This window comes from Pseudomonas sp. PHC1 (genome assembly GCF_046487845.1).
GTDB classification, from domain to species: domain Bacteria; phylum Pseudomonadota; class Gammaproteobacteria; order Pseudomonadales; family Pseudomonadaceae; genus Aquipseudomonas; species Aquipseudomonas sputi.
Map to the genome: position 1 here is coordinate 67,090 of NZ_JBJXHJ010000003.1, position 25,559 is coordinate 92,648.

Genomic DNA, 25,559 nt, shown 5'->3' on the forward strand with positions numbered 1-25,559 from the left:
GCTCCGGAGCGACTGGTAGTTAATAACAATGCCTCAAAAGGAGCATTTAAATGACGGCGCTGAACCTGATCCCCGGCCAACTGAGCCTGGCCCAACTGCGTGACGTTTATCAGAATCCGGTCAAGCTGACCCTCGACAACAGCGCCAGCGCGCAGATCGAAGCCAGCGTGGCCTGCGTCGAGCAGATCCTCGCGGAAAACCGCACCGCCTACGGCATCAACACCGGTTTCGGCCTGCTGGCCTCGACCCGCATCGCCAGCGAAGACCTGGAAAACCTTCAACGCTCGCTGGTGCTGTCCCACGCCGCCGGCGTCGGCCAGCCGATCAGCGATGAGCTGGTGCGCCTGATCATGGTGCTCAAGGTCAACAGCCTCAGCCGTGGTTTCTCCGGGATCCGTCGCGTGGTGATCGATGCGCTGATCGCCCTGATCAACGCCGAGGTCTATCCGCACATTCCGTTGAAAGGTTCGGTCGGCGCATCCGGTGACCTGGCACCGCTGGCGCACATGTCGCTGGTGCTGCTGGGCGAGGGCAAGGCGCGCTACAAGGGCGAGTGGATGGAAGCGACCCAAGCGTTGAAAGTCGCCGGTCTGACCCCGCTGACGCTGGCGGCCAAAGAAGGTCTGGCGCTGCTCAACGGTACTCAGGTGTCTACCGCATTCGCGCTGCGCGGTCTGTTCGAAGGTGAAGACCTGTTCGCCGGCGCACTGGCGCTGGGCGGTCTGACGGTGGAAGCAGTGCTCGGTTCGCGTTCGCCGTTCGACGCGCGCATCCACGCCGCCCGTGGCCAGAAAGGCCAGATCGACGCCGCTGCCGCTTACCGCGATCTGCTGGGCGAGCGCAGCGAAATCTCCGACTCGCACCAGAACTGCGAGAAGGTTCAGGACCCGTACTCGCTGCGTTGCCAGCCGCAAGTCATGGGCGCGTGCCTGACCCAGTTCCGTCAGGCCGCTGAAGTGCTGGCCATCGAAGCCAACGCCGTGTCCGACAACCCGTTGGTATTCGCGGCCGAAGGCGACGTGATTTCCGGCGGCAACTTCCACGCCGAACCCGTGGCCATGGCCGCTGACAACATGGCGCTGGCGATTGCCGAAATCGGTTCCCTGAGCGAGCGCCGTATCTCGCTGATGATGGACAAGCACATGTCGCAACTGCCGCCGTTCCTTGTCGCCAACGGTGGCGTGAACTCCGGCTTCATGATCGCCCAGGTGACCGCAGCGGCCCTGGCCAGCGAAAACAAGGCACTGTCCCATCCGCATTCGGTGGACAGCCTGCCGACCTCCGCCAACCAGGAAGACCACGTGTCGATGGCCCCGGCCGCCGGCAAGCGTCTGTGGGAAATGGCCGAGAACACGCGCGGGATTCTCGCTGTGGAGTGGCTGGCGGCGGTGCAGGGTCTGGACTTGCGCAACGGCCTGAAGACCTCGGCCAAACTGGAACAGGCTCGGGGGATTCTGCGTCGCGAAGTGCCGTTCTACGAGAAGGACCGCTTCTTCGCCCCGGACATCAATGCGGCGACCGAGCTGCTGGCCTCGCGGGTGCTGACGGAGCTGGTTCCGGCGAAACTGCTGCCGAGCCTTTAACCACCACTGATGATCGTTCCCACGCAGAGCGTGGGGACGATCGCAATCCAACGGAGGCCTACAGTGAAAACCCTCTGGCAACACTGCCACGTCGCAACCATGGCGCAAGGCGTCTACTCGATCATCGAGGATGCGGCCATCGTGACGTCCGGTGCGTTCATCGAGTGGATCGGCCCGCGCAGCCAACTGCCATCAGGCGAATACCCGGCGGTCAATGACCTGCAAGGCGCGTGGGTCACCCCCGGCCTGATCGACTGTCACACCCATACCGTGTTCGGCGGCAACCGCAGCGGCGAATTCGAAAAACGCCTGCAGGGCGTCAGTTACGCCGAGATCGCCGCGGCCGGTGGCGGCATCGCCAGCACCGTGCGCGCCACCCGCGAAGCCTCGGAAGACGAGCTGTTCGCCAGCGCCGCCAAGCGCCTGAAAAGCCTGATGCGCGACGGCGTGACCACGGTCGAAATGAAATCCGGCTACGGCCTTGATCTGGCCAGCGAGCGCAAGATCCTGCGGGTCATCCGTCGCCTCGCCGCCGAGCTGCCGATCAGCGTGCGCAGTACCTGCCTGGCCGCCCACGCATTGCCGCCGGAATACAAGGATCGCGCCGACGACTACATCGATTACATCTGCGCCGAGATGCTCCCGGCCCTGGCCGCTGAAGGCCTGGTGGATGCGGTGGATGCGTTCTGCGAATACCTGGCGTTCTCCCCGGAGCAGGTCGAGCGGGTGTTCATTGCCGCACAAAAACTCGGGTTGCCGGTGAAGTTGCATGCCGAGCAATTGTCGTCGTTGCACGGCTCCAGCCTCGCTGCGCGCTATCACGCGTTGTCCGCCGATCACCTGGAGTTCATGGACGAAGCCGACGCCATCGCCATGGCCGAATCCGACACCGTCGCGGTGTTGTTGCCGGGCGCGTTCTACTTCCTGCGTGAAACCCAGTTGCCGCCGATGGACGCCCTGCGCAAGCACAAAGTGAAAATCGCCATCGCCAGCGACCTCAACCCCGGCACCTCGCCGGCGCTGTCGTTGCGCCTGATGCTGAACATGGCCTGCACCTGCTTTCGCATGACTCCGGAAGAGGCGTTGGCCGGCGCCACGATTCATGCGGCGCAAGCCCTGGGCATGGCCGAAACCCACGGCTCGCTGGAAGTCGGCAAGGTCGCGGATTTTGTCGCCTGGCAGATCGACCGCCCGGCGGATCTGGCCTACTGGCTGGGTGGTGAACTGGACAAGCGCGTCGTGCGTCACGGCGTTGAATCAAGTCTGTAGGAGAGCGGTTGTGGATAAGGTTCTGAACTTCAAACAAGGGCGCGTGCCGCTGCTGATCAGCATGCCCCACGCCGGCGTGCGCCTGACCCCGGCGGTCGAGGCCGGTTTGATCCCGGACGCGAAAAGCCTGCCGGACACCGACTGGCACATTCCGCAGCTCTACGATTTCGCCGCCGAGCTGGGCGCCAGCACCCTGGCAGCGGAATACTCGCGGTTTGTCATCGACCTGAACCGGCCGTCCGACGACAAGCCGCTGTACGCCGGCGCCACCACCGGTCTGTACCCGGCGACGCTGTTCGATGGCATTGCGTTGTTCAAGGAAGGCAAGGAGCCGTCGAAAGAAGAACGTGCGACGTACCTTGAGCAAATCTGGACGCCATACCACCGCACCTTGCAGGAAGAACTGGCGCGGCTGAAGGCTGAGTTCGGTTACGCGCTGTTGTTCGATGCGCACTCGATCCGTTCGATCATCCCGCACCTGTTCGACGGCAAGCTGCCGGACTTCAACCTCGGGACCTTCAATGGCGCCAGTTGCGATCCACAACTGGCCACGCAACTGGAAGCGATCTGCGCCCGCCACGCCGATTACAGCCATGTGCTGAACGGACGCTTCAAGGGCGGCCACATCACCCGTCACTACGGCAACCCGGCCGAGAATATCCACGCCGTGCAACTGGAGCTGGGCCAGTGCACCTACATGGAAGAGTTCGAACCGTTCCGCTACCGTGCCGATCTGGCGGAGCCGACGCGGGTGGTGCTCAAGGAGCTGCTGCAAGGGCTGCTCGCCTGGGGCACAAAGCACTACAACTGAGTCTGCTCTGATCGTTCCCACGCAGACGGTTCGACGCCTCGACGTGGGAACGATCGGGAGAAGTCGCCACCGTGCAAATCCCGGTCGCCACAGTTCGCTTTTCCCGCTCGTCTGCTGCGTAATGTTTCGGCCACGGTGCAAGAAGACACCGATCCGAACAATAACCCGCTGCCGCACGAGACGATCCCACATGAAAAAACTGTTCACTCGTTGTGCGTTAATCCTGACCGGCAGTGCGCTGCTCAGCGCCGGTGCCCTGGCTTCCGATGATGCTTCCTGCAAAACCGTGCGCATGGGCGTGGTCAACTGGACCGACGTGATCGCCACCAGCGGCATGGCCGACGTGCTGCTCAACGGCCTCGGCTACGAAAGCAAGCAGACCAGCGCCGTGCAGCAAATCATCTTCGCCGGCATCCGCGACAAGCGCCTCGATATCTTCCTCGGCTACTGGAAACCGGCGATGGACAAGAACATCGCGCCGTTCCTCGCCGCCAATCAGGTCAAGGTCATGGACAAGCCCAGCCTGGCCGACGCCCAGGCGACGCTGGCGGTGCCGGATTACGTGGCGGCGGCAGGGCTGAAGACCTTCGGCGACATCGCAAAATTCAAGGATCAGCTCGGTGGCAAAATCTACGGCATCGAGCCCGGCAGCGGTGCCAACACCACGATCAAGACCCTGATCGAAACCAACCATTTCGGCCTGAAGGATTTCAAGATCATCGAATCCGGTGAGGCCGGCATGCTTGCCGCCGTGCAGCGGGCGGTGAACCGCAAGGAGTTCGTGGTATTCGTCGGCTGGACCCCGCACCCGATGAACATCAACATGAAGATCACCTACCTGACCGGCAGCGATGACGTCTATGGCCCCAACGAAGGCGCCGCCACCGTTTCCACGGTCACCGCGCCGGACTACGCCGAGCGCTGCCCGAACGTCCATCGACTGCTGGAAAACCTGACCTTCACCGCCGCCCAGGAAAGCCAGTTGATGGTGCCGATCATGGAGCGCAAAACGCCTCAGGAAGTGGCGAAGAGCTGGCTGCGTGAGCATCCCGAAGACTTGCAACGCTGGCTGGCGGGTGTCAGCAGTTTCGACGGCAAGGACGGCGTGGCCACGGTTCAGGCCAGCCTGAAAAACTGATGGGCACTTATCCACTCTCGCCGTCGATGGCGGCGTTCGTCGCCAGAACCGAAGGTTTTGCGAGCGAGGACAGCAGCCTCGGCGGATTGCGCAAATCCTATGACGACATGTGCCGCGCCTTTACGCCCGAACGGCCGGCGGGTCTGGAGGTGGTGGATTTCCAGTTGAGCGGGGTGGCGGTGCGCTCGTATCGCCCGCCCGTCCAGCCATCGGCCAGTGGCTGGCCGTGCGTGTTGTACCTGCACGGCGGCGGTTGGGTGGTCGGCGGGCTGGATTCCCATGACTTCATCTGCTGCGAGCTGGCGATGGCGCTCGGGGCGATGGTGGTGGCGGTGGATTATCGGCTGGCGCCGGAGCATCCGTTCCCGGCCGGTTTCGAGGATTGCCTGAGCGTCTGGCGCGCGTTGCGCAGCGGGCCGTTCTGGTTCGATCCCGGACGGATGCTGGTGGCGGGCGACAGCGCCGGGGGCAATCTGGCGGCGGCGCTGTGCCTGGCGTTGCGCGATGCCGACGAGCCGCTGCCGGGCGCGCAGGTCTTGATCTATCCGGGGCTGGGTGGCGACGAGCAGTTACCGTCGCGCAGTGAATGCGCCGATGCGCCGTTGCTCGCCAGCAGCGATGTCGACTGTTATCACGCCTTGTACCTGCGCGGCACCGCGAAGCCGAACGCTTATGCGCTGCCGTTGCGGGCCGCAGACTTCAGCAGATTGCCCCCGGCCTGGATCGCCGTGGCGCAGTTCGATCCGCTGCGCGACGATGGCGTGTGCTACGCCGGTCGCCTGAATGCTGCAGGTGTCGACGCGGCGTTGTACTACGGCGAAGGGCTGGTTCACGGTTGCCTGCGGGCGCGGCATCAGGTCGCCGAGGTCGATCGTCTCTTTGAGAACCTGCTGGGGTTCATGGCTGACAAATTGTGACAGCGCGCGGGCATGCTCATTGACGTAAATCGGGTTTATGATGCCGGACGGCAGAATAATAGAAGTCCCCCCAGGGATGACCTCGACCCCTTACGGAGCGCGCAATGCAGACTTTGTTTCCGCAGATCAAACCTCACGCACGGCACGATCTGGCCGTCGATGACACCCATACCCTGTACGTCGACGAAAGCGGTTCACCGGAAGGTTTGCCGGTGGTGTTCATCCACGGAGGTCCCGGCGCCGGGTGCGACGCCCAGAGTCGCCGCTACTTCGATCCGAACCTGTATCGCATTGTCACCTTCGACCAGCGCGGCTGCGGTCGCTCCACGCCCCACGCCAGCCTGGAAAACAACACCACCTGGGATCTGGTCGAAGACCTTGAGCGTATTCGTAAACACCTGGGCATCGACAAATGGGTGCTGTTCGGCGGCTCCTGGGGCTCGACCCTGGCGCTGGCCTACGCGCAGACCCACCCGGAGCGCGTGCATGGCCTGATCCTGCGCGGGATCTTTCTCTGCCGTCCGCAGGAAATCGAATGGTTCTACCAGGCCGGTGCCAGCCGTCTGTTCCCCGATTACTGGCAGGACTACCTTGCGCCGATCCCGCTGGACGAGCGTGACGACCTGCTCAGCGCTTTCCACAAACGCCTGACCGGCAACGATCAGATCGCCCAGATGCACGCGGCCAAGGCCTGGTCGACCTGGGAGGGGCGCACCGCGACCCTGCGCCCGAACCCGCTGGTGGTCGATCGCTTCTCCGAACCGCAGCGCGCCCTGTCGATCGCGCGGATCGAATGCCACTACTTCACCAACAATGCGTTCCTCGAGCCAAACCAGCTGATTCGCGACATGGGCAAGATCGCCCATCTGCCGGGCGTGATCATCCACGGCCGTTACGACGTGATCTGCCCGCTCGACAACGCCTGGGAACTGCATCAGGCCTGGCCGAACAGTGAGTTGCAGGTGATCCGCGATGCCGGCCACGCCGCGTCCGAACCGGGCATCACCGATGCACTGGTGCGCGCCGCCAGCAAAATGGCCCGGCGTCTGCTCGACCTGCCGCCCGAAGAAGCATGAAGGGGCTGTTGCAGCGCGTGAAAGGCGCGCGGGTCGAAGTGGCGGGGGAGGTGGTCGGCAGTGTCGATCAGGGTCTGCTGGTGCTGGTGGCGGTCGAACCCGACGACACGCCGGCCAGCGCCGACAAACTTCTGCATAAGCTGCTTAACTATCGAGTGTTCAGTGACGCCGAGGGCAAGATGAATCTGTCCCTGGCGGATGTGGGCGGCGGGTTGCTGCTGGTCTCTCAGTTCACCCTCGCCGCCGACACCAAAAGCGGGTTGCGCCCGAGTTTCTCGACCGCCGCCCCTCCGGCGCTGGGCGAAGAATTATTCGACTATCTATTAAGCAAAGCGAAACAGATGCATGGCACAGTGGCATCAGGTAGATTCGGCGCGGATATGCAGGTGCACCTGGTCAACGATGGCCCGGTAACCTTCCTGTTACAGACATGAAAGCGCCTGAAACATCTTTTTAAGGGCATTTCGACTGAAAACAGGGAATTTTCGCGATAAATACTTTGTTACCCCTGATGCGTTGTCACGCGGGCTACTAGATAATCGCGCGCTACGGGGATCAGCGTTCGTTGGTCCATTTTGACTTAGGTAGAGACTTGTCCGGATCCGATTGGGGAATCATTTTGACCCAGCGGAGTCGGAACAATGCTCGCCAACTTGGCAAGGGTGTCCTGAAAGGTCGGTTTTTCTGTACCGCATCCCTTACAGGCACTTCATCTGGCCGTTGGTTTATTGATCTGTTTTCGGCGAGGGTTGCTCGTGATTGTTAGTCCCTGTAATGCAGCAAAATTGTCTGCCAAACGCTTGCGCAGCGCTCTGGTAGCGGGCTCGGCAGTACTCTGCCTGCTCAGCGCCGGCCAGCTTTGGGCATTCAGTCTTGATGATGTGTCGGCCAAGGCCAAAGACCTGGCCGGGCAGAAGTTCGAAGCCCCGCGCAGCAACCTGCCGAACGAATTCCGTGATATGAAATTCGCGGACTACCAGAAGATTCGTTTCCGCACTGAAAAAGCCGAATGGGCCGACCAGAAAACCCCGTTCAAGCTGTCCTTCTATCATCAGGGCATGCACTTCGATACGCCGGTGAAAATCAACGAAATCACCGCGAACACCGTCGAAGAGATCAAATACGATCCGAGCCGTTTCGATTTCGGCGACCTGAAGTTCGATCCGAAGGCCACCGAACAACTGGGCTACGCCGGTTTCCGTGTCTTGTACCCGATCAACAAGGCGGACAAGCAAGACGAAATCATGACCATGCTGGGCGCGAGCTACTTCCGCGTGGTCGGCAAGGGGCACACCTACGGCCTGTCGGCCCGTGGTCTGGCGATCGATACCGCTCTGCCGTCCGGTGAAGAATTCCCGCGTTTTCGCGAGTTCTGGATTCAGCAGCCGAAGCCGGGCGACAAGCACCTGGTGATCTTCGCCCTGCTGGATTCGCCACGTGCGACCGGCGCCTACCGTCTGATCCTGCGTCCGGGCAGCGACACTATCGTCGACGTCAAGGGCCAGATGTACCTGCGTGACAAGGTCGGCAAGCTCGGCATCGCGCCGCTGACCAGCATGTTCCTGTTCGGCGCCAACCAGCCGTCGAAAGTGCTCAACTACCGTCGTGAACTGCACGACTCCAGCGGTCTGTCGATCCATGCCGGCAACGGCGAGTGGATCTGGCGCCCACTGAACAACCCGAAACACCTGGCCGTGAGCAACTTCAGCGTCGAGAACCCGCGTGGTTTCGGTCTGCTGCAACGTGGCCGTGACTTCAGCCATTACGAAGACCTCGACGACCGTTACGACAAGCGTCCAAGTGCCTGGATCGAGCCGAAGGGCGACTGGGGCAAGGGCACCGTCGATCTGGTCGAGATCCCGACCGCCGACGAAACCAACGACAACATCGTTGCGTTCTGGAGCCCGGAAAAACTGCCGGAGCCTGGCCAGCCGCTGGACTTCGCCTACCGCATGCACTGGACCATCGACGAAGCCGCGCTGCACGCGCCGGACAGCGCCTGGGTCAAGCAGACCCTGCGTTCCACGGGTGACGTCAAGCAGTCGAACCTGATCCGTCAGCCGGATGGCAGCGTGGCCTACCTGGTCGATTTCGAAGGCCCGTCCCTGGCGGCCCTGGCCCCGGATGCGGACGTTCGCAGTCAGGTCAGCATCGGCGACAACGCCGAACTGGTCGAGAACAACGTGCGCTACAACCCGGAAACCAAAGGCTGGCGCCTGACCCTGCGGATGAAGATCAAGGACCCGAGCAAGTCCACCGAGCTGCGCGCAGCCCTGGTGCGGCCGGCGGTCACCGCTGATCTGGCCAAATCTTCGGTACCGACGTCCAACTCGTCGGTGGCCAAGGCCGACAAGGTTGCCGCCAAGCAACAAGAGAAAGCCGACAAGGAAGCCAAGGCCGCCGAGGCCAAACAGGCCGACGCCAAGCCGGTTGCAGATGCCAAGGACAAGGCCAACAAAGACGCCAAGCAGCCAGCCGCTGCAGACGCGGCCCCAGCCACACCGGAATCGGCGCCGACTGAAGAAGTCCTGACCGAGACCTGGAGCTATCAGTTGCCTGCCGATGAGTAACTCTCAAGTACAGCCAGAGACTCTGTCCGAGTACCTGGCACATCTGCCGATGACCGACGAGCAGCGCGCGGAACTCGCGGGCTGCCAGTCCTTCAGCGAATTGCATGAACGCCTGTCGTCCAGGACCTTTGACGCGCCGACCGAAGCCGCCCAGGCTTCGGTCGGCCAGCGCCTGATCCTGAGCACCGCCGAAGAGCTGCAAGACGCGGAAATGCTGGTGCTCGACGCCAGCGGCCGGGTCAGCATGAAGGCCACGCCGCCGATCCGTCGGACCAAGGTCGTGCCGGAGCCATGGCGCACCAACATCCTGGTGCGTGGCTGGCGCCGCCTGACCGGCCGGACCAACCCGCCGCAACCGCCGAAGGACGCCAACGTGCTGCCGGCGGCGCGCTGGCGCACGGTCGGTTCGATCCGTCGCTACATTCTGTTGCTGCTGATGCTGGGTCAGACCATCGTCGCCGGCTGGTACATGAAAGGCATCATGCCGTATCAGGGCTGGTCGTTCGTCGATCTGGAAGAAGTCCTGCATCAACCGCTGCTGCAAACCGCCACGCAAGTGCTGCCGTATGCGCTGCAAACCAGCATCCTGATCATGTTCGGGATTCTGTTCTGCTGGGTGTCGGCCGGTTTCTGGACCGCGCTGATGGGCTTCCTCGAATTGCTCACCGGCCACGATAAATACCGGATCTCCGGTAAAAGTGCCGGCAACGAACCGATTCCCAAAGACGCCCGTACTGCACTGGTGATGCCGATCTGCAACGAAGACGTGCCGCGGGTGTTCGCCGGTCTGCGCGCGACCTTCGAGTCGGTCGCCGCTACCGGTGACCTCGATCGCTTCGACTTCTTTGTGCTCAGCGACAGTAACGACACCGACATCTGCGTTGCCGAGCAGCAGGCCTGGTTGGATGTCTGCCGCGAAGCCAAGGGCTTCGGCAAGATCTTCTATCGTCGCCGTCGCCGTCGCGTCAAACGCAAGAGCGGCAACCTCGACGACTTCTGCCGTCGCTGGGGCGGTGACTACAAGTACATGGTCGTGCTCGACGCCGACTCGGTGATGAGCGGCGAGTGCCTGACCAGTCTGGTGCGCCTGATGGAGGCCACTCCGGACGCCGGCATCATCCAGACCGCGCCGCGTGCGTCGGGCATGGACACGCTGTATGCACGCATGCAGCAATTCGCCACCCGCGTTTACGGTCCGCTGTTCACGGCTGGCCTGCACTTCTGGCAGCTGGGTGAATCCCATTACTGGGGTCACAACGCGATCATCCGCATGAAGCCGTTCATCGACCACTGCGCCCTGGCGCCGTTGCCGGGCAAGGGAGCGTTCTCCGGTGCGATTCTGTCCCACGACTTCGTTGAAGCCGCGCTGATGCGCCGTGCCGGCTGGGGCGTGTGGATTGCCTACGACTTGCCGGGCAGCTACGAAGAACTGCCGCCGAACCTGCTCGACGAACTCAAGCGTGACCGTCGCTGGTGCCACGGCAACCTGATGAACTTCCGTCTGTTCCTGGTCAAAGGCATGCACCCGGTGCACCGCGCAGTGTTCCTGACCGGCGTGATGTCTTACCTGTCGGCGCCGTTGTGGTTCTTCTTCCTGGTGCTGTCGACCGCGCTGCTGGCGGTGAACACGCTGATGGAGCCGCAGTACTTCCTTGAACCGCGTCAGCTGTATCCGTTGTGGCCACAGTGGCATCCGGACAAGGCGATCGCGCTGTTCTCGACAACCATCGTGCTGCTGTTCCTGCCGAAGCTGTTGAGCATCATCCTGATCTGGGCCAAGGGCGCGAAAGAGTTCGGCGGCAAGTTCAAGGTGACCCTGTCGATGCTGCTGGAGATGCTGTTCTCCATGCTGCTGGCGCCGGTGCGGATGATTTTCCACACCCGTTTCGTTCTGGCCGCTTTCCTCGGCTGGGCCGCGACCTGGAACTCGCCGCAGCGTGACGACGACTCCACGCCATGGAGCGAAGCGATCAAGCGTCACGGTCCGCAGACGCTGCTGGGCTTCTTCTGGGCCCTGCTGGTGATCTGGCTGAACCCGAGCTTCCTGTGGTGGCTGGTGCCGATCGTCGGTTCGCTGATGCTGTCGATTCCGGTGTCGGTGATTTCCAGCCGCGTCGGTCTGGGCCTCAAATCCCGTGACGAGAGCCTGTTCCTCATCCCCGAGGAATACAATCCGCCACAGGCGCTGCTGGCCACCGATCAGTACACCCACGAAAACCGCTGGCATGCACTGAACGACGGTTTCGTCCGCGCGGTGGTCGATCCGCAGCAGAACGCTTTGGCGTGCTCGCTGGCGACTTCGCGTCACGGTCAGGCCGAGCCGATCGAATGGCTGCGTCAGGAACGTGTGCGTCACGCGATCAAGGTCGGCCCGGCCGGGCTGAACAACCATGATCGTCTGCAATTGCTGAGCGATCCGGTGGCCCTCGCCCGTCTGCACGAGCAGGTATGGGCCGAAGGGCACGCCGAGTGGCTGGACGCCTGGCGGGCTTCGGTGAAAGCCGATCCCCATGCGCCGCTGTTGCCGCTCAAGCCTGTGAGCTTGCAGGCGCAACCGGCCTGATGAAGAACCCCGCGAAAGCGGGGTTTTTTTTGCCTGCCGATTAGCGTCGCGGATCACTCGTTCCCACGCTCCGCGTGGGAATGCAGCCCGGGAGGCTCTGCGTCCCATCCGGCACCGACCGATCAAAAAACCTTGTGCAAACGGACGAGTGCGTTAGCATCCGTCCCCGAATTGGCGCACCCGGACAATCTTGTCCATTTCTGTCGGTTTTCGCGCCGCAAACGCAATGGTTTTGGGGACTTGAAGATGAAGAAGTATCTGTCGATGCTGCTGGTCGGCGTCACGGCACTGGTTGCAGTCAATGCGGCGCAGGCCGGCGCAATCGACGACGCGGTCAAGCGCGGTTCGTTGAAAGTCGGTATGGACCCGACCTACATGCCGTTCGAGATGACCAACAAGCGCGGCGAAATCATCGGTTTCGAAGTCGACATCCTCAAAGCCATGACCAAGGCCATGGGCGTCAAGCTGGAGCTGGTCTCCACCGGTTACGACGGGATCATCCCGGCGCTGATGACCGACAAGTTCGACATGATCGGCAGCGGCATGACCCTGACTCAGGAGCGCAACCTGCGCCTGAACTTCAGCGAACCGTTCATCGTGGTTGGCCAGACCCTGCTGATCCGCAAGGAGCTGGAGGGCACCATCAAGTCCTACAAAGACCTGAACACCGCCGACTACCGCATCACCTCCAAGCTCGGCACCACCGGCGAGATGGTCGCCAAGAAACTGATCTCCAAGGCCAAGTACCACGGCTACGACAACGAGCAGGAAGCCGTGCTCGACGTGGTCAACGGCAAGGCGGATGCCTTCATCTACGACGCCCCGTACAACGTGGTCGCGCTGAACAAGGTCGGCGCCGGCAAACTGGTGTTCCTCGACAAGCCGTTCACCTACGAGCCACTGGCCTTCGGTCTGAAGAAGGGTGACTACGACAGCCTCAACTTCATCAACAACTTCCTGCACCAGATCCGCGAAGACGGCACCTACGATCGCATCCATGACAAGTGGTTCAAGAGCACCGAGTGGCTCAAGGACATGGAATAACACTCGCTCGCCGATCGTTCCCACGTCGAGGCGTCGAACCGTCTGCGTGGGAATGCCGCCCGGGACGCTCCGCGTCCCTTCGCAAGCGTGACGCAGAGCGTCACAGGATGCATTCCCACGCACAGCGCGGGAACGAGCGAATCAGAGAAACATTCAATGAAACAGAAAAAAGCCCAATGGCCCTGGCACGTCCTGACCGTGCTGGTGCTGGTCGGCCTGGCCGGCGCGCTGTATTACGCCACGTCGCTGATGTCCTACGAATGGCGCTGGAACCGCGTGCCGCAGTACTTCGCCTATCAGGCCGAGGAAACCCAGCGCGCGGCCGACATTTCCACCGTCAGCGAACTGGTGCGCAAAGGCGACAGCGCGCAAGTCACCCTGCGCAACGATGCCGGTGACGAGCAGCACCTGACCGTCGACGAAAACAGCCTGCAATTTGCCCAGGGCGACGATGTGGCCGAAGGTGACGTCGTGGGCGTGACCCGGCATTGGGCGGCAGGTCCGCTGTTGTGGGGCCTGTGGACGACGCTTTGGCTGTCGGTGGTGTCCGGCGTGCTGGGCCTGCTGATTGGTCTGGCCACCGGGCTGTGCCGGCTGTCGAGCAACCCGACCCTGCGCGACCTGTCGACGATCTATGTCGAACTGGTGCGCGGTACGCCGCTGCTGGTGCAGATCTTCATTTTCTATTTCTTCATCGGCACGGTGATGAACCTGTCCCGGGAGTTCGCCGGGATCGCCGCGCTGTCGCTGTTCACCGGCGCCTACGTGGCGGAAATCATCCGTTCCGGCGTGCAGTCGATTGCCCGTGGCCAGAACGAAGCCGCCCGTTCGCTGGGCCTGAGCGCCGGCCAGTCGATGCGTCATGTGGTGCTGCCGCAGGCGTTCAAGCGCGTGCTGCCGCCGCTGGCCGGGCAGTTCATCAGTCTGGTCAAAGACACCTCGCTGGTGTCGGTGATCGCCATCACCGAGCTGCTGAAAAGTGGCCGCGAAGTCATCACCACGTCGTTCTCGCCGTTCGAAATCCTGTTCTGCGTGGCCGGCCTGTACCTGTTGATCAACCTGCCGCTGTCGAAAATCGCCAGCCGACTTGAGCGGAGGCTCGCGCAAAGTGATTGAAGTCCGCGATCTGGTAAAAGTCTTCGACACCCGTGGGCAAGTCGTGCGCGCGGTGGATAACGTCAGCACGTCCGTGGCCAAGGGCGAAGTGCTGGTGGTGATCGGTCCGTCCGGTTCCGGCAAGTCGACCTTCCTGCGTTGCCTCAATGGTCTGGAAGAATTCGATTCCGGCTCGGTGAGCATCGACGGTCTGCAACTGGCCGACCCGAAAACCGACGTCAACGCCTACCGCCGCGAAGTCGGCATGGTGTTCCAGCATTTCAATCTGTTCCCGCACATGACCGTGCTGGAGAACCTGTGCCTGGCGCAGAAAGTCGTGCGCAAACGCGGTCAGAAGGAAAGCGAGGCCAAGGCCCTGGCGTTGCTGGAGAAGGTCGGCATCGCCCAGAAAGCCCGCGAATACCCGTCACGCCTGTCCGGCGGACAGCAGCAGCGTGTGGCGATTGCCCGGGCGCTGGCGATGGACCCCAAGGTCATGCTGTTCGACGAACCGACCTCGGCCCTCGACCCGGAAATGGTCGGTGAAGTGCTCGAGGTCATGAAGAACCTGGCCGTGGAAGGCATGACCATGGTTTGCGTGACCCACGAAATGGGCTTCGCCCGGGAAGTGGCGGATCGGGTGCTGTTCTTCGATCACGGCAAACTGCTGGAAGATGCCTCGCCGGCCGAGTTCTTCGATGCACCGAAGGATCCACGGGCTCAGGCGTTCTTGCGGCAGGTCCTCTAAACGCGACGTCACCGATCGTTCCCACGCGGAGCGTGGGAACGATCAGGGTGGGTGAATTACCTCAAACCTTGAATCGGCCCACCAGCGTTTGCAGGTGAGTGCCCAGGCGCGCCAGCTCGACGCTGGAGGCCGCCGTTTCTTCACTGGCCGCCGAGGTCTGATCCGAGACATCCCGCACATTCAACACGCTGCGGTTGATCTCTTCGGCCACGGCGCTCTGCTGCTCTGCCGCTGCGGCGATCTGCTGGTTCATCGCCTGAATCGCCGAAACGGTACGGGTGATGCTTTCCAGTGAGCCACCGGCACGACGGGTCAGCTCAACGCTGCTGTCGGTCAGGGTGCGGCTGTTATCCATGATCGTCGCCACTTGCTGGGTGCCGTTCTGCAGGCCGACGATCAGCTCTTCGATCTCTTCGGTGGACTTTTGAGTGCGCTGGGCCAGGCTGCGGACTTCGTCGGCAACCACCGCAAAACCACGTCCGGCTTCACCGGCACGGGCAGCCTCGATGGCGGCGTTGAGGGCCAGCAGGTTGGTTTGCTGAGCCACGGACTTGATCACGTCGAGCACGCTGCCGATCTTGTCGCTTTCGCGCTTGAGCTCGCCCATGGCCTCGGTGGAATGGCCGACTTCGGCAGCCAGGCGTTCGATCTGGGCAATGGCCTCGCCAACCACCTTGTCGCCTTCACGGGCCTGCTGGTCGGCGGCGACCGCTGCTTCCGAAGCTTCCTCGGCGTTGCGTGCGACTTCCTGCACGGTGGCGGCCATTTCGTTCATGGCTGTGGCGACCTGGTCGGTCTCGACTTTCTGATTGTTGACCCCGGCGCTGGTCTGCTCGGTCACCGCGGACAACTCTTCGGCGGCGCTGGCGATCTGGGTCACGCCGTCGCTGATGCCGCCGATCAGTTCGCGCAGGCCCTGGGTCATGCTCTGCATCGAGCGTTGCAGTTGACCGAGTTCGTCGCGGCGCAGGGACACCAGATTGTGGGTCAGGTCACCGGCGGCCACACGTTCGGCGACTTTCAGGGTCTGCTCCAGCGGGATGATGATCTGCCGGGTGATCGCCCAGGCCGCGAGCAGACCGAAGGCCAAGGCCAACAGGGTGGCGATCATCAGCATGTTCTTGGCGTGCGCGGCGTCGGTGTCGCGGACGATGGTCTGGGACACCGTGAGCTTCTTGCTGACGTCGAGCAGAATGTCACCCTGAGCCGACATGCGAGCCAGGGCCTTGGCATTGTTGACCTGGGAGTCGCGGAACTGGCTGACGGCAGCGCGGTAAGCCTTGAGCGATTCGGTGGCCTGTTGCAGGTTGGCGATGTGTTGCTCGGGCAGTTTGCTCGGCAGGCTTTCAAGCGTGTTCAGGGCAGCGGCGATGGCATCCAGCGCCGGTTGTTCGGCCTCGGCCTTGCCGCTGTAGGTGTAGCCGCGCACCTGATAGCGCGCCTGCTGCAGCAGTTTGCTCAGTTCGATCACGCTGTTGAATTGCGCAACGCTGTCGCCTTGCAGCAGGGATTTCTCGACTTCGCTGACCTTGGCCACGGCGTTGTCGGCACTGGCGCCGAGTTTGCTGCGGGCATCTTCACGCTGCACGGTGGCCTGAGTCATTTCGCCAAAAGCGCGTTTGTACTCGGCGACCGCCGCCAGTTGCTGATCGATCATGGCCACGTCGGACGGTTGCTCGATCATTTGGCGGGCGCTTTGCAGGCCGCTGTCGAGTTTGCCGAGCAGGTCGTTGACCGCGCCGGGGCCCTGTTCGCCACGGCGGGCTTCATAGTCCAGACGCGCCAGGCGCAGGTCTTTGGTCAGCTCGTTGAGGCTGGAGATGAAGCCGAGCTTGTCGCCCCGGCTGATGATGCCGCTCATGCCGGTCCAGCCGGTGAAGGTAATCAACAGGGTCAGCAGCAGCACCAGGCCGAAACCGATTCCAAGCTTACGTTTAACGCTGACGTTTCCAAGACTCTCGGCTAACCAACGGTACATGCGACGACTCCCTCGGACCACTAATTGGACTTATGGAGAGGGTATCGGCTGCATGATGGCAATCTGTAACGCCTTTTGTCTGGCGAAGATTTCAGAACAGCCGGGCGAGCAGCGCGGTGACGGCGGTTTCGACCCGCAGGATTCGGTCGCCCAGTTGCACCGGTTGCAGCCCGGCCTTGGCCAGGAGGTCGATTTCGTAGGGAATCCAGCCACCCTCGGGGCCGATGGCCAGGGTCACCGGTTCGTTCAGGGCGCGGGGGCAGGGCGGGAAGTGGCCCGGATGGCCGACCAGACCGAGGGTGCCGTCGGTGATGGCTGGCAGGCGATCTTCGACGAACGGCTTGAAGCGTTTCTCGATGATGATCTCCGGCAACACCGTATCCCGAGCCTGTTCGAGGCCGAGGATCAGTTGCTCGCGGATCGCGTCCGGTTCGAGGAATGGCGTCTGCCAGAAGCTTTTCTCGACCCGGTAGCTGTTGACCAGAATCATCTTCGACACGCCCATGGTCGCCACGGTCTGGAATACCCGGCGCAACATCTTCGGGCGGGGCAGGGCGAGTACCAGGGTCAGCGGCAGTTTGGCTGGCGGTGGCTGATCGAGGGTGACCCGCAGCTCGGCTTCGCCCGCGTCCAGACGCAGCAGCTCGGCCGAGCCCATCAGACCGCCAATGCGCCCGACCCGCAGGCTGTCGCCGACTTCCGAGCGATGGACTTCCTGCAGGTGGGTCAGGCGCCGATCACGCAGCACCACACGGTCGGCCGCGATGAAGTCGGCCTCTTCGAGCAGCAGCAGGTTCATGGCTGAGTCGCTGGCGGCTGGTCGTTGTGATCGTCGGCGGTTTCTTCCGGGCGCTCGCGCTTGCTGACCAGGCTGCCGAACAGGATGCCGACTTCGAACAGCATCCACATCGGCACGGCCAGCAGGGTCTGGGAGAAGATGTCCGGCGGGGTCAGGATCATGCCGACCACGAAGCAGCCGATGATCACGTACGGGCGGATCTTCTTCAGGTATTTGACGTCGACCACGCCGATCCACACCAGCAGCACCACGGCCACCGGGATTTCGAACGCCACGCCGAAGGCGAAGAACAGCGTCATGACGAAATCGAGGTAGCTGGTGATGTCGGTCATCATTTCCACGCCGGCCGGGGTGGCCGAGGCGAAGAACTTGAAGATCAGCGGGAACACGAAGAAGTAGGCGAACGCCATGCCGGTGTAGAACAGCAGGATGCTGGAGATCAGCAACGGCACCGCGATACGCTTCTCGTGCTTGTACAGGCCGGGTGCGATGAAGCCCCAGATCTGATGCAGGATCACCGGGATCGCCAGGAACAGCGAGACCATCATCGTCAGCTTCAGCGGCGTCAGGAACGGCGACGACACGTCGGTGGCGATCATCGTAGCGCCGGCCGGCAGGTATTCACGCAGCGGCGTCGAGACGAAGGTGTAGATCTGCTGGGTGAAGGCAAACAGCCCGGCGAAGATGATGAAGATCGCCGCCACGCAACGCAGCAGGCGGGTGCGCAACTCGGTGAGGTGCGAAACCAGCGGCATGTGCTGGTCGTTTTCGGGGAGATCGCTCATGGGGCTCGCGGCGGCAATGTTGGGTCGTGAGGCGCTGGTGTGGTCGGCGCGGCGGTTGGAGCTACATGTTCAACCGTCGTGGCTGCGACAGCAGGTGCAGAATCGGTTGGCGCTACGACAGGTGCTGGTGGCGTCGCGGCGGCAGGCGCATGAATCGTCTGCTCACCTACAGGCTCGACCGGCGTCGGCTCCTGCTGAACCGGCGTGAAAATCTTCCGCGCCTCCTGTTCCAGCGACAGGATGTGCTCGTTGTGCAGTTGCCGACGGATTTCGTCGGCACCGATTTCACGCTCAACTTCCTGTTTGATCGCGTTGAAGCTGCGCTTCAGCCGTCCGACCCACAGGCCGGCGGTGCGCGCAGCACCCGGCAGACGCTCGGGACCCAGCACCAGCAGGGCAACGAGGCCGACGAGCAGCAGTTCAGAGAAGCTGATACCAAACATTCGTCAGTGCTCACACGTCTTTGCGGATCGGCTCTTCGACTTTCTGCGCCTGCACGTCGATGGTGTGCGGCGGGTTGGCCTGAGCGGTGGCTTGCGGCTGGACCGGTGGCACCGGTTGCGCAGGCGTGACGGTCGGATCGGCCGTTTTTTCGTCGTCGTTCATGGCTTTACGGAAGCCCTTGATCGATTCGCCAACGTCGGTGCCGAGGTTTTTCAGTTTCTTGGTACCGAACACCAGTACCACGACCACCAGGATGACGATCCAGTGTTTCCAGTCAAAAATGCCCATGTTGCTGTTCCTCTCTGATAGTTGTTCAGGTGGACGGACGCGAGGCTTTCTCGACGTGTCCGGACAGGCCGAAACGGCGATCCAGTTCATCCAGCACCGCCTGCGGATGCTGCCCCAGTTGGGCGAGCATGACCATGCTGTGAAACCACAGGTCGGCGGTCTCGTAGATCACGTCGCTGCAGTCGCCGCTGACGGCGGCGTCCTTGGCGGCAATGATCGTTTCGACCGACTCTTCGCCGACCTTTTCCAGAATCTTGTTCAGACCCTTGTGGTACAGGCTGGCGACATACGAGCTGTCGGCGGCTGCGCCTTTGCGCTCCTCAAGTACCTGAGCAAGGCGGGTCAGGGTGTCACTCATGTTTGTGTCCTGCGGAATAGATGGCGTGCGGGTCTTTCAGGACCGGGTCGACCGTTTTCCAGTCGCCGTTTTCGAAGACGCGGTAGAAGCAGCTTTGACGGCCGGTATGGCAAGCGATGTCGCCGATCTGTTCGACCATCAGGATGATGACGTCGGCGTCGCAGTCCAGCCGCATTTCATGCAGCGTCTGTACGTGGCCGGACTCTTCGCCCTTGCGCCACAGCTTGCCACGGGAACGTGACCAATAGATGGCACGGTTTTCCGCGGCGGTCAGCTCCAGGGCTTCGCGGTTCATCCAGGCCATCATCAATACGCGTCCGGTCTTGTGATCCTGGGCAATCGCCGGCACCAGGCCATCGGCGTCCCACTTGATCTCGTCCAGCCAGTTTTTCATCTTCGACTCCGACAGCGAACCCACACTTCAATAGTCGGGTTCAGGCGTTGAAACAGTGTGCCAGCCGTTCACGGAACTGGCTATCGGCGAACGACCAGATACAAGCCGACGGCCACCATGATTCCGGCGGGCCAATGCCCCAGTTCGTGCAACGGGCCCCCGGCGGCGAGGATCGTACCGCCCGCCAGATGAGCGCTGCCGAGCAGGCGCAGGAACCAGTCGTCCTTGCGTTTTTTCCACGGTGGTGGCGGGTCGTTGGCGTGGGGTTGGGACATCCGTTCGAGCAGGTCGCGGGCCATGTTGGCCAGGTGCGGCAGCTGTTCGAACTGGCTCTGAACGTTGCCGAGCAAGGCTTTGGGGCTGACGCGCTCGCGCATCCAGCGTTCGAGGAACGGCTGCGCGGTGTTCCACAGATCGAGGTCCGGGTACAGCTGACGGCCCAGGCCTTCGATGTTCAGCAGGGTCTTTTGCAGCAATACGAGTTGCGGCTGCACTTCCATGTTGAAGCGCCGCGCAGTCTGGAACAGGCGCATCAGCACCTGGCCAAATGAAATATCTTTTAATGGTTTTTCGAAGATCGGTTCGCACACGGTCCGGATCGCCGCTTCGAATTCGTTGAGCTTGGTTTCCGCCGGCACCCAGCCTGAATCGATGTGCAATTGCGCCACGCGGCGGTAGTCGCGCTTGAAGAAGGCGAACAGGTTGCGCGCCAGATAATCCTGGTCTTCCGGGGTCAGGCTGCCGACGATGCCGCAGTCGATCGCAATGTACTGCGGGCTCCACGGGTTGACGGTGCTGACGAAGATGTTGCCCGGGTGCATGTCGGCGTGGAAGAAACTGTCGCGGAACACCTGGGTGAAGAAGATCTCCACGCCGCGTTCGGCAAGCATCTTCATGTCGGTGCGCTGGTCGGCGAGGGTCGCCAGATCCGTCACCTGAATCCCGTAGATGCGCTCCATCACCAGCACTTTCGGCCGGCACCAGTCCCAATAGACTTGCGGCACGTAGAGCAGCGGCGAGCCTTCGAAGTTGCGCTTCAACTGGCTGGCGTTGGCCGCCTCGCGCAACAGGTCGAGTTCGTCGTAGATGGTTTTTTCGTAGTCGCTGACCACGTCCACCGGGTGCAGCAGACGGGCGTCGGCGGAGACCTTTTCGGCGGCGCGGGCGAGGATGAACAACCACGCCAGATCCTGAGCGATCACCGGTTTCAGGCCCGGGCGGATCACCTTGACCACCACTTCTTCGCCGGTCTTCAGTTGCGCGGCGTGTACCTGCGCCACCGAGGCCGAGGCCAGCGGCTCGACGTCAAAACGGCTGAACACTTCGCTGATCTTCTTGCCCAGTTGCTCTTCGATCAGCTTGACCGACAGCTGCGAATCGAACGGCGGCACGCGATCCTGCAACCGCATCAGCTCATCGGCGATGTCTTCCGGCAGCAGGTCGCGGCGGGTCGAGAGGATCTGCCCGAACTTGATGAAAATCGGCCCCAGGTCCTGCAACGCCAGGCGCAGCCGTGCGCCCCGGCTCAGGTCCAGCGGCTTGCGCGGGAACCAGCGCCACGGCAGGACGTAGCGCAGCGCCAGCAGGAACCACGGCAAAGGCAGATCGAACAGCAGGTCATCGAGGCGGTAGCGGATCACGACGCGCTGGATGCGCAACAGACGGCGGACGGCGAGCAGCTTCATGCGTTATCGCTTGGGTCGAGGGATCGGGAAAGGCGCTCGAAGCGCGCCTCGAGACGTTCCAGATCGAGTTTGATCCGGTCCAGTTCGCTGAAGCGGGCTTCGGCTTCGCGCTGCCCGACGAGGGTGCGCGACTCTTCGGCCAGGTATTCGGCGAGGTTCTGGTTGAGGCTGGCAAATCCTTGTTGATACCAGCGGGCGCGGCTGCGCAGGTGACCGCCGACCAGTTGCGTGCCGACCGGCCCCAGCCAGCGCGAGAGTTCGTACTCCCAGTCCAGCTCCAGGTCCTGCAGCACGCCCGCCAGCTCCAGCAGCACGCCGCTGTCGCCGTCGAGTTCGACTTCCGGTGCGTGCAGCACCGCCGTCTTGTCCTTGCTCAGGGCCAGTTTCATCAGACTCGAGGCCGGGGCGCGCAGGGTGCAGTCGACGCCGGTTTCCCAATGGGACGCCAGCATCAGGCCTTCGTCGCTCGGCAGGATGAACAGTTGCAGCGCCGGACTGCGGCAATCCACGGCAATCACTTTGCCGGTCAGGTGCGCCAGTCGCGGCAGCGCCGTGCTGTCGAGACGCAGCATGCGGTTCAGGCCGAGTTCGACGCTGGCCAGCAGCCCGGTCAGCAGCATCAGGGCTTGATGCCGCGGTGCAGGGCGACGATGCCTGCGGTCATGTTGTGATAGGTCACGCGGTCGAAACCGGCGTCGACCATCATCGACTTCAGGGTTTCCTGATTCGGGTGCATGCGGATCGATTCGGCCAGGTAGCGATAGCTTTCCGAGTCGTTGGTGATCAGCTTGCCCATCAGCGGCATGAAGGCGAACGAGTAGGCGTCGTAGGCCTTGGACATCAGCGCGTTGGTCGGCTTGGAGAATTCCAGCACCAGCAGGCGGCCGCCCGGCTTGAGCACGCGTAGCATCGAGCGCAAGGCGTCTTCTTTATGCGTCACGTTGCGCAGGCCGAAAGCGATGGTCACGCAGTCAAAGTGGTTGTCCGGGAACGGCAGCTTTTCAGCGTCGGCCTGGACGAACTCGACGTTGCCGGACACGCCGACATCCAGCAGGCGGTCACGACCGACCTTGAGCATGGATTCGTTGATGTCGGCCAGCACCACCTGACCGGTCGGGCCGACCAGGTGCGAGAACTTCTTGGTCAGATCGCCCGTGCCGCCGGCGATGTCCAGCACGCGGTTGCCGGCGCGCACGCCCGACAGTTCGATCGCGAAACGCTTCCACAGACGGTGCATGCCGCCCGACAGAAGGTCGTTCATCAGGTCGTACTTGGCGGCCACGGAGTGGAACACCTCAGCGACTTTTTCCGCTTTCTGGCTTTCCGGAACGTTTTTGAAGCCGAAGTGAGTGGTGGGTTCGGCATCGCTGCCTTTGCGCTGATCAGTCATATCGCTGTCACCAAAAGAGAATGCGCGACATTCTAATCCCCAAGCCATGCTTTGTCTTGGAATGGCTAAAGGTAAGATGGGCAACCTTCGGGACGATTTGCCGCAGTGGCGGTCAAGATTCGTTGCAGGCATTCATAGCCCCATTCAAAAGCAGGAGTCATTCAATGGCCCATATCAGTGTTGAGCGTGCCCACAGCCTGGGCAAGGAAGCAGCCCGCGAGAAAGCCGACAAACTGGCGCAGAAACTCTCCGATCAATATGGCCTGGAGCCGCAGTGGTCGGGTGATGTCCTGAACCTCAAGCGGTCGGGCGTGAAGGGCGCGGTGCATGTGGCCGAGGATTCGATCCGGGTCGACGTGGAACTGGGCCTGATGATGTCGGCCATGAGCGGCATGATCAAAGCCGAGATCGAAAAGGCGCTGGACAAAGCGCTGGTCTGATCAGGACAAAACGGGGAGCTTCGGGCTCCCCGTTTTTTTCTCGTGCACCTGCCTTTTATGTCAGTTGTTAGGGTGCCGTTTCTAATTTTTCTCCCTACTTTGTGCCTGAGCCCGACACTCGTCAGGGCAGTTCCTCAAACCTTCTGCGCGTGAGGTGCACCATGGCCAAAGTCATTTTGAAGAAAAAAATCGACGCCTCGACTTCTGCTCTGAGCGACGTCAAATCCTATGCCCGCAAGATCTGGCTGGCAGGCCTGGGTGCCTACACCAAGGTCGGTCAGGAGGGCGGCGAGTACTTTCAGGAGTTGATCAAGGCTGGTCAAACTGTTGAAAAGAAAGGCAAAAAAGTCGTCACCGAAAAACTCGAAGCGGCCAACGCCGAGATCGATGAAGCCAAGAGCGAAGTCAGCTCTTTCAAAGGGCGTGTCGAAGTTCAGCTCGACAAGGTCGAGAAGGCGTTCGACACGCGTGTCGCCAGTGCCTTGAATCGTATCGGCATTCCGTCTAAACATGACGTTGAGACACTCTCTGCTAAGCTCGATGAGCTGACGGCATTGCTCGAACGCGTCGCGCGTAAATCTTAAGGAGAACGGGATGGCTGGTAAAAAGAACACCGATAAAGAAGGCAGCTCGTGGATCGGAAAAGTCGAAGACTATTCGCGCAATATCTGGCTGGCTGGTTTAGGCTTGTACTCGAAGATCGACACTGACGGCAGCAAACTCTTCGATTCATTGGTCAAAGACGGCGAGAAAGCCGAGAAGCTCACCAAAGCTGCAGTCGGCAAGAAAGTCGATGCTGCCAAGGACTCTGCCAGCTCGGCAAAATCGCGCATCAGCGGCGTGAAAGATCGCGCACTGGGCAAGTGGGACGAGCTGGAAGGGGCCTTCGACAAGCGCCTGAACAGTGCGATTTCGCGCCTGGGCGTACCGAGCCGCAACGAGGTGAAGGATCTGCACAAGAAGGTCGATACCCTGACCAAGCAGATCGAAAAACTCACCGGCCTGAAAGCTCAACCTGTCGCGGCGAAAACCGCAGCAGCCAAGCCTGCGGCCAAAACCGCTGCCAAGCCACTGGCTAAAGCCGCCGCCAAACCGGCAGCAAAACCAGCAGCCAAAACCGCTGCCGCCAAGCCTGCAGCGAAAGCCGCGGCCAAGCCGGTTGCCGCCAAGGCCGCCGCCAAGCCAGCTGCAAAACCAGCCGCTAAAACTGCGGCCAAACCAGCCGCGAAAACCGCTGCCGCCAAACCCGCTGCCAAGCCTGCCACCAAACCGGCTGCGGCGAAAAAACCAGCAGTGAAAAAACCGGCCGCGCCGAAAGCCGCTGCACCCAAACCGGTGACCACACCGCAAGCACTGGCAAGCACGTCGAACTCCGCCTCGGCTCCAACCCCGGCGCCTGCTCCGACTGCTGCATCGACGCCGTCGACGCCAACCAGTCAGTCCTGATTTTTCAGGGCTCAAGAAAACGCCCGGCCTGTGAAGGTCGGGCGTTTTTGTTTGGGCGATTTAGAAGTCGTCTCTCTCCCCAAAGGAGAGGGCTTTTCCGTTACTCCTGATCCTCGAGGTACTGCAAAGCCATCCTCTCTGTCGCCACCTTCACCGGCGGCAACAGATGCGGCGCCACCAGCATCATGATCTGGTACACCACCAGCCGCACTTCCCCTTCACGATCAAGAATCCGCTGATAATCCAGCGAGAACAGCAACGTCATGGTGATCTGCTCCACCAGTTGCCCCAGTGCCTGGGTGTCGCTGACCAGTTGCCCCGACGCCTTCAGCCGAGCCAGCAATGAGGCCAGCGTACGCTTGAGTACATTGAGGAACTGGCGAATGCCCTTGGCCAGTTTCGGCAGGCGCCCGGCGAGGTTCGACAGGTCCTGGAACAGGAAACGATATTGCGCCAGCCGTTCGACGATCAGGTGCAGGAACAGCCAGTAATCCTCCGGCGCCAGTTCGACATCGGCGGGCGGGTCGAGCAGCGGGGCGAGGTCGTTCTGGAAACGCTCGAACAATCCGAGAATCAGCGGTTCCTTGCCGTGGAAGTGGTAGTAGAGGTTGCCGGGGCTGATCCCCATTTCATTGGCAACCTCCATCGTGGAGACGTTCGGCTCGCCCTTTTCATTGAACAACTGCAGGGCACATTCGAGGATCCGTTCGCTTGTTTTCATCCAGTCTTCTTAAAAGG

26 protein-coding genes and 1 pseudogene are annotated in these 25,559 nt (G+C 62.0%); 15 read left to right on the forward strand and 12 right to left on the reverse strand.

Annotation, left to right across the window (positions count from 1 at the left end):
• Positions 1-50: 50 nt before the first annotated feature.
• The 12 genes from hutH to ACKJSM_RS05420 all read left to right on the forward strand — a co-directional run bounded on the left by hutH (position 51) and on the right by ACKJSM_RS05420 (position 14,814).
• The gene (gene hutH / locus ACKJSM_RS05365; protein WP_410236842.1) at positions 51-1,583 is read left to right on the forward strand and encodes a histidine ammonia-lyase; all 1,533 of its coding nucleotides are present in this window, start codon (positions 51-53) and stop codon (positions 1,581-1,583) included.
• A gap of 63 nt (positions 1,584-1,646) precedes the next feature.
• The gene (gene hutI / locus ACKJSM_RS05370; protein ID WP_410236843.1) at positions 1,647-2,852 is read left to right on the forward strand and encodes an imidazolonepropionase; all 1,206 of its coding nucleotides are present in this window, start codon (positions 1,647-1,649) and stop codon (positions 2,850-2,852) included.
• Between the two features lie 10 nt (positions 2,853-2,862).
• Positions 2,863-3,663 (forward strand): N-formylglutamate deformylase, encoded by an 801-nt coding sequence (gene hutG / locus ACKJSM_RS05375; RefSeq protein WP_410236844.1) that lies wholly within the window; start codon positions 2,863-2,865, stop codon positions 3,661-3,663.
• A 190-nt stretch (positions 3,664-3,853) separates the two neighbouring features.
• Positions 3,854-4,801, forward strand: a complete 948-nt coding sequence (locus tag ACKJSM_RS05380) for a choline ABC transporter substrate-binding protein (protein WP_410236845.1) — start codon at positions 3,854-3,856, stop codon at positions 4,799-4,801.
• Complete coding sequence (locus ACKJSM_RS05385; protein WP_410236847.1) at positions 4,801-5,718, forward strand: alpha/beta hydrolase; 918 nt, start codon at positions 4,801-4,803, stop codon at positions 5,716-5,718. Before ACKJSM_RS05380 ends, ACKJSM_RS05385 begins: the two co-directional genes overlap by 1 nt.
• 104 nt (positions 5,719-5,822) lie before the next feature.
• A complete protein-coding gene (gene pip, locus ACKJSM_RS05390) occupies positions 5,823-6,794 on the forward strand; it encodes a prolyl aminopeptidase (protein WP_007952436.1) in 972 nt (323 codons plus the stop codon).
• Complete coding sequence (gene dtd, locus ACKJSM_RS05395) at positions 6,791-7,228, forward strand: D-aminoacyl-tRNA deacylase (protein ID WP_064592873.1); 438 nt, start codon at positions 6,791-6,793, stop codon at positions 7,226-7,228. Before pip ends, dtd begins: the two co-directional genes overlap by 4 nt.
• A 321-nt stretch (positions 7,229-7,549) precedes the next feature.
• Positions 7,550-9,364, forward strand: coding sequence for a glucan biosynthesis protein G (locus ACKJSM_RS05400; RefSeq protein WP_276574245.1), 1,815 nt, complete (start codon positions 7,550-7,552; stop codon positions 9,362-9,364).
• The gene (gene mdoH / locus ACKJSM_RS05405; RefSeq protein ID WP_236182494.1) at positions 9,357-11,927 is read left to right on the forward strand and encodes a glucans biosynthesis glucosyltransferase MdoH; all 2,571 of its coding nucleotides are present in this window, start codon (positions 9,357-9,359) and stop codon (positions 11,925-11,927) included. The genes ACKJSM_RS05400 and mdoH overlap by 8 nt, the downstream gene beginning before the upstream one ends.
• A 246-nt stretch (positions 11,928-12,173) precedes the next feature.
• Complete coding sequence (locus ACKJSM_RS05410) at positions 12,174-12,971, forward strand: transporter substrate-binding domain-containing protein (RefSeq protein ID WP_236182493.1); 798 nt, start codon at positions 12,174-12,176, stop codon at positions 12,969-12,971.
• 156 nt (positions 12,972-13,127) lie between these two features.
• On the forward strand, positions 13,128-14,087 hold the full coding sequence (locus ACKJSM_RS05415) for an amino acid ABC transporter permease (protein WP_410236850.1): 960 nt from the start codon (positions 13,128-13,130) through the stop codon (positions 14,085-14,087).
• Entirely contained in the window at positions 14,080-14,814 is a 735-nt protein-coding gene (locus ACKJSM_RS05420) for an amino acid ABC transporter ATP-binding protein (RefSeq protein WP_236182491.1), read from the forward strand. Before ACKJSM_RS05415 ends, ACKJSM_RS05420 begins: the two co-directional genes overlap by 8 nt.
• A 61-nt stretch (positions 14,815-14,875) precedes the next feature.
• Here the strand turns inward: ACKJSM_RS05420 and ACKJSM_RS05425 are convergent, their stop codons facing one another.
• From ACKJSM_RS05425 to ubiE, 11 genes and pseudogenes are all read right to left on the reverse strand, one after another.
• On the reverse strand, positions 14,876-15,748 hold the full coding sequence (locus tag ACKJSM_RS05425; RefSeq protein WP_371807397.1) for a methyl-accepting chemotaxis protein: 873 nt from the start codon (positions 15,746-15,748) through the stop codon (positions 14,876-14,878).
• Positions 15,731-16,792: pseudogene (locus ACKJSM_RS05430) on the reverse strand (methyl-accepting chemotaxis protein); the annotation flags it as partial. The gene ACKJSM_RS05425 and the pseudogene ACKJSM_RS05430, both read right to left, overlap by 18 nt.
• Positions 16,793-16,883: 91 nt before the next feature.
• Positions 16,884-17,591, reverse strand: a complete 708-nt coding sequence (locus ACKJSM_RS05435; protein WP_410236852.1) for a 16S rRNA (uracil(1498)-N(3))-methyltransferase — start codon at positions 17,589-17,591, stop codon at positions 16,884-16,886.
• Positions 17,588-18,376, reverse strand: a complete 789-nt coding sequence (gene tatC / locus ACKJSM_RS05440; RefSeq protein WP_339489413.1) for a twin-arginine translocase subunit TatC — start codon at positions 18,374-18,376, stop codon at positions 17,588-17,590. Before tatC ends, ACKJSM_RS05435 begins: the two co-directional genes overlap by 4 nt.
• Entirely contained in the window at positions 18,373-18,819 is a 447-nt protein-coding gene (gene tatB / locus ACKJSM_RS05445; RefSeq protein ID WP_410236853.1) for a Sec-independent protein translocase protein TatB, read from the reverse strand. Before tatB ends, tatC begins: the two co-directional genes overlap by 4 nt.
• A 10-nt stretch (positions 18,820-18,829) precedes the next feature.
• Positions 18,830-19,108: a twin-arginine translocase TatA/TatE family subunit gene (locus ACKJSM_RS05450; RefSeq protein ID WP_410236855.1), complete on the reverse strand. Its 279-nt coding sequence runs from the start codon at positions 19,106-19,108 to the stop codon at positions 18,830-18,832.
• Between the two features lie 25 nt (positions 19,109-19,133).
• The gene (locus ACKJSM_RS05455; protein ID WP_236181091.1) at positions 19,134-19,466 is read right to left on the reverse strand and encodes a phosphoribosyl-ATP diphosphatase; all 333 of its coding nucleotides are present in this window, start codon (positions 19,464-19,466) and stop codon (positions 19,134-19,136) included.
• The gene (hisI, locus tag ACKJSM_RS05460; RefSeq protein ID WP_007909357.1) at positions 19,459-19,860 is read right to left on the reverse strand and encodes a phosphoribosyl-AMP cyclohydrolase; all 402 of its coding nucleotides are present in this window, start codon (positions 19,858-19,860) and stop codon (positions 19,459-19,461) included. The genes ACKJSM_RS05455 and hisI overlap by 8 nt, the downstream gene beginning before the upstream one ends.
• A gap of 80 nt (positions 19,861-19,940) precedes the next feature.
• A complete protein-coding gene (ubiB, locus tag ACKJSM_RS05465) occupies positions 19,941-21,545 on the reverse strand; it encodes a ubiquinone biosynthesis regulatory protein kinase UbiB (protein WP_410236857.1) in 1,605 nt (534 codons plus the stop codon).
• Entirely contained in the window at positions 21,542-22,165 is a 624-nt protein-coding gene (locus tag ACKJSM_RS05470) for an SCP2 domain-containing protein (protein ID WP_410236859.1), read from the reverse strand. Before ACKJSM_RS05470 ends, ubiB begins: the two co-directional genes overlap by 4 nt.
• Positions 22,165-22,935, reverse strand: a complete 771-nt coding sequence (gene ubiE / locus ACKJSM_RS05475; RefSeq protein ID WP_007952418.1) for a bifunctional demethylmenaquinone methyltransferase/2-methoxy-6-polyprenyl-1,4-benzoquinol methylase UbiE — start codon at positions 22,933-22,935, stop codon at positions 22,165-22,167. Before ubiE ends, ACKJSM_RS05470 begins: the two co-directional genes overlap by 1 nt.
• 164 nt (positions 22,936-23,099) lie before the next feature.
• Here ubiE and ACKJSM_RS05480 point away from each other — a divergent pair, with 164 nt between their 5' ends.
• The 3 genes from ACKJSM_RS05480 (at position 23,100) to ACKJSM_RS05490 (ending at position 24,821) form a co-directional block, all read left to right on the forward strand.
• Positions 23,100-23,375 (forward strand): polyhydroxyalkanoic acid system family protein, encoded by a 276-nt coding sequence (locus ACKJSM_RS05480; protein ID WP_007952417.1) that lies wholly within the window; start codon positions 23,100-23,102, stop codon positions 23,373-23,375.
• A gap of 161 nt (positions 23,376-23,536) precedes the next feature.
• Positions 23,537-23,959: a phasin family protein gene (locus ACKJSM_RS05485; RefSeq protein ID WP_410236860.1), complete on the forward strand. Its 423-nt coding sequence runs from the start codon at positions 23,537-23,539 to the stop codon at positions 23,957-23,959.
• A 10-nt stretch (positions 23,960-23,969) separates the two neighbouring features.
• Complete coding sequence (locus tag ACKJSM_RS05490) at positions 23,970-24,821, forward strand: phasin family protein (protein ID WP_410236862.1); 852 nt, start codon at positions 23,970-23,972, stop codon at positions 24,819-24,821.
• Positions 24,822-24,921: 100 nt separating this feature from the next.
• Here ACKJSM_RS05490 and ACKJSM_RS05495 read toward each other — a convergent pair whose 3' ends face one another.
• Complete coding sequence (locus ACKJSM_RS05495) at positions 24,922-25,542, reverse strand: TetR/AcrR family transcriptional regulator (RefSeq protein WP_236181095.1); 621 nt, start codon at positions 25,540-25,542, stop codon at positions 24,922-24,924.
• Positions 25,543-25,559 lie beyond the last annotated feature (17 nt).

Excerpts from the sequence above, each read along its gene's own strand:
- ACKJSM_RS05455 (WP_236181091.1), bottom strand. The coding sequence starts at position 19,466 with ATGAGTGACACCCTGACCCGCCTTGCTCAGGTACTTGAGGAGCGCAAA.
- pip (WP_007952436.1), top strand. The coding sequence starts at position 5,823 with ATGCAGACTTTGTTTCCGCAGATCAAACCTCACGCACGGCACGATCTG.
- ACKJSM_RS05450 (WP_410236855.1), bottom strand. The coding sequence starts at position 19,108 with ATGGGCATTTTTGACTGGAAACACTGGATCGTCATCCTGGTGGTCGTG.
- ACKJSM_RS05415 (WP_410236850.1), top strand. The coding sequence starts at position 13,128 with ATGAAACAGAAAAAAGCCCAATGGCCCTGGCACGTCCTGACCGTGCTG.
- dtd (WP_064592873.1), top strand. The coding sequence starts at position 6,791 with ATGAAGGGGCTGTTGCAGCGCGTGAAAGGCGCGCGGGTCGAAGTGGCG.
- ACKJSM_RS05380 (WP_410236845.1), top strand. The coding sequence starts at position 3,854 with ATGAAAAAACTGTTCACTCGTTGTGCGTTAATCCTGACCGGCAGTGCG.
- mdoH (WP_236182494.1), top strand. The coding sequence starts at position 9,357 with ATGAGTAACTCTCAAGTACAGCCAGAGACTCTGTCCGAGTACCTGGCA.
- ACKJSM_RS05480 (WP_007952417.1), top strand. The coding sequence starts at position 23,100 with ATGGCCCATATCAGTGTTGAGCGTGCCCACAGCCTGGGCAAGGAAGCA.
- ACKJSM_RS05495 (WP_236181095.1), bottom strand. The coding sequence starts at position 25,542 with ATGAAAACAAGCGAACGGATCCTCGAATGTGCCCTGCAGTTGTTCAAT.
- ACKJSM_RS05425 (WP_371807397.1), bottom strand. The coding sequence starts at position 15,748 with ATGCAGAGCATGACCCAGGGCCTGCGCGAACTGATCGGCGGCATCAGC.
- ubiB (WP_410236857.1), bottom strand. The coding sequence starts at position 21,545 with ATGAAGCTGCTCGCCGTCCGCCGTCTGTTGCGCATCCAGCGCGTCGTG.
- ACKJSM_RS05485 (WP_410236860.1), top strand. The coding sequence starts at position 23,537 with ATGGCCAAAGTCATTTTGAAGAAAAAAATCGACGCCTCGACTTCTGCT.
- ACKJSM_RS05435 (WP_410236852.1), bottom strand. The coding sequence starts at position 17,591 with ATGAACCTGCTGCTGCTCGAAGAGGCCGACTTCATCGCGGCCGACCGT.
- ACKJSM_RS05470 (WP_410236859.1), bottom strand. The coding sequence starts at position 22,165 with ATGCTGCTGACCGGGCTGCTGGCCAGCGTCGAACTCGGCCTGAACCGC.
- hisI (WP_007909357.1), bottom strand. The coding sequence starts at position 19,860 with ATGAAAAACTGGCTGGACGAGATCAAGTGGGACGCCGATGGCCTGGTG.
- tatB (WP_410236853.1), bottom strand. The coding sequence starts at position 18,819 with ATGTTTGGTATCAGCTTCTCTGAACTGCTGCTCGTCGGCCTCGTTGCC.
- ubiE (WP_007952418.1), bottom strand. The coding sequence starts at position 22,935 with ATGACTGATCAGCGCAAAGGCAGCGATGCCGAACCCACCACTCACTTC.
- tatC (WP_339489413.1), bottom strand. The coding sequence starts at position 18,376 with ATGAGCGATCTCCCCGAAAACGACCAGCACATGCCGCTGGTTTCGCAC.
- ACKJSM_RS05410 (WP_236182493.1), top strand. The coding sequence starts at position 12,174 with ATGAAGAAGTATCTGTCGATGCTGCTGGTCGGCGTCACGGCACTGGTT.
- ACKJSM_RS05490 (WP_410236862.1), top strand. The coding sequence starts at position 23,970 with ATGGCTGGTAAAAAGAACACCGATAAAGAAGGCAGCTCGTGGATCGGA.
- ACKJSM_RS05385 (WP_410236847.1), top strand. The coding sequence starts at position 4,801 with ATGGGCACTTATCCACTCTCGCCGTCGATGGCGGCGTTCGTCGCCAGA.
- hutH (WP_410236842.1), top strand. The coding sequence starts at position 51 with ATGACGGCGCTGAACCTGATCCCCGGCCAACTGAGCCTGGCCCAACTG.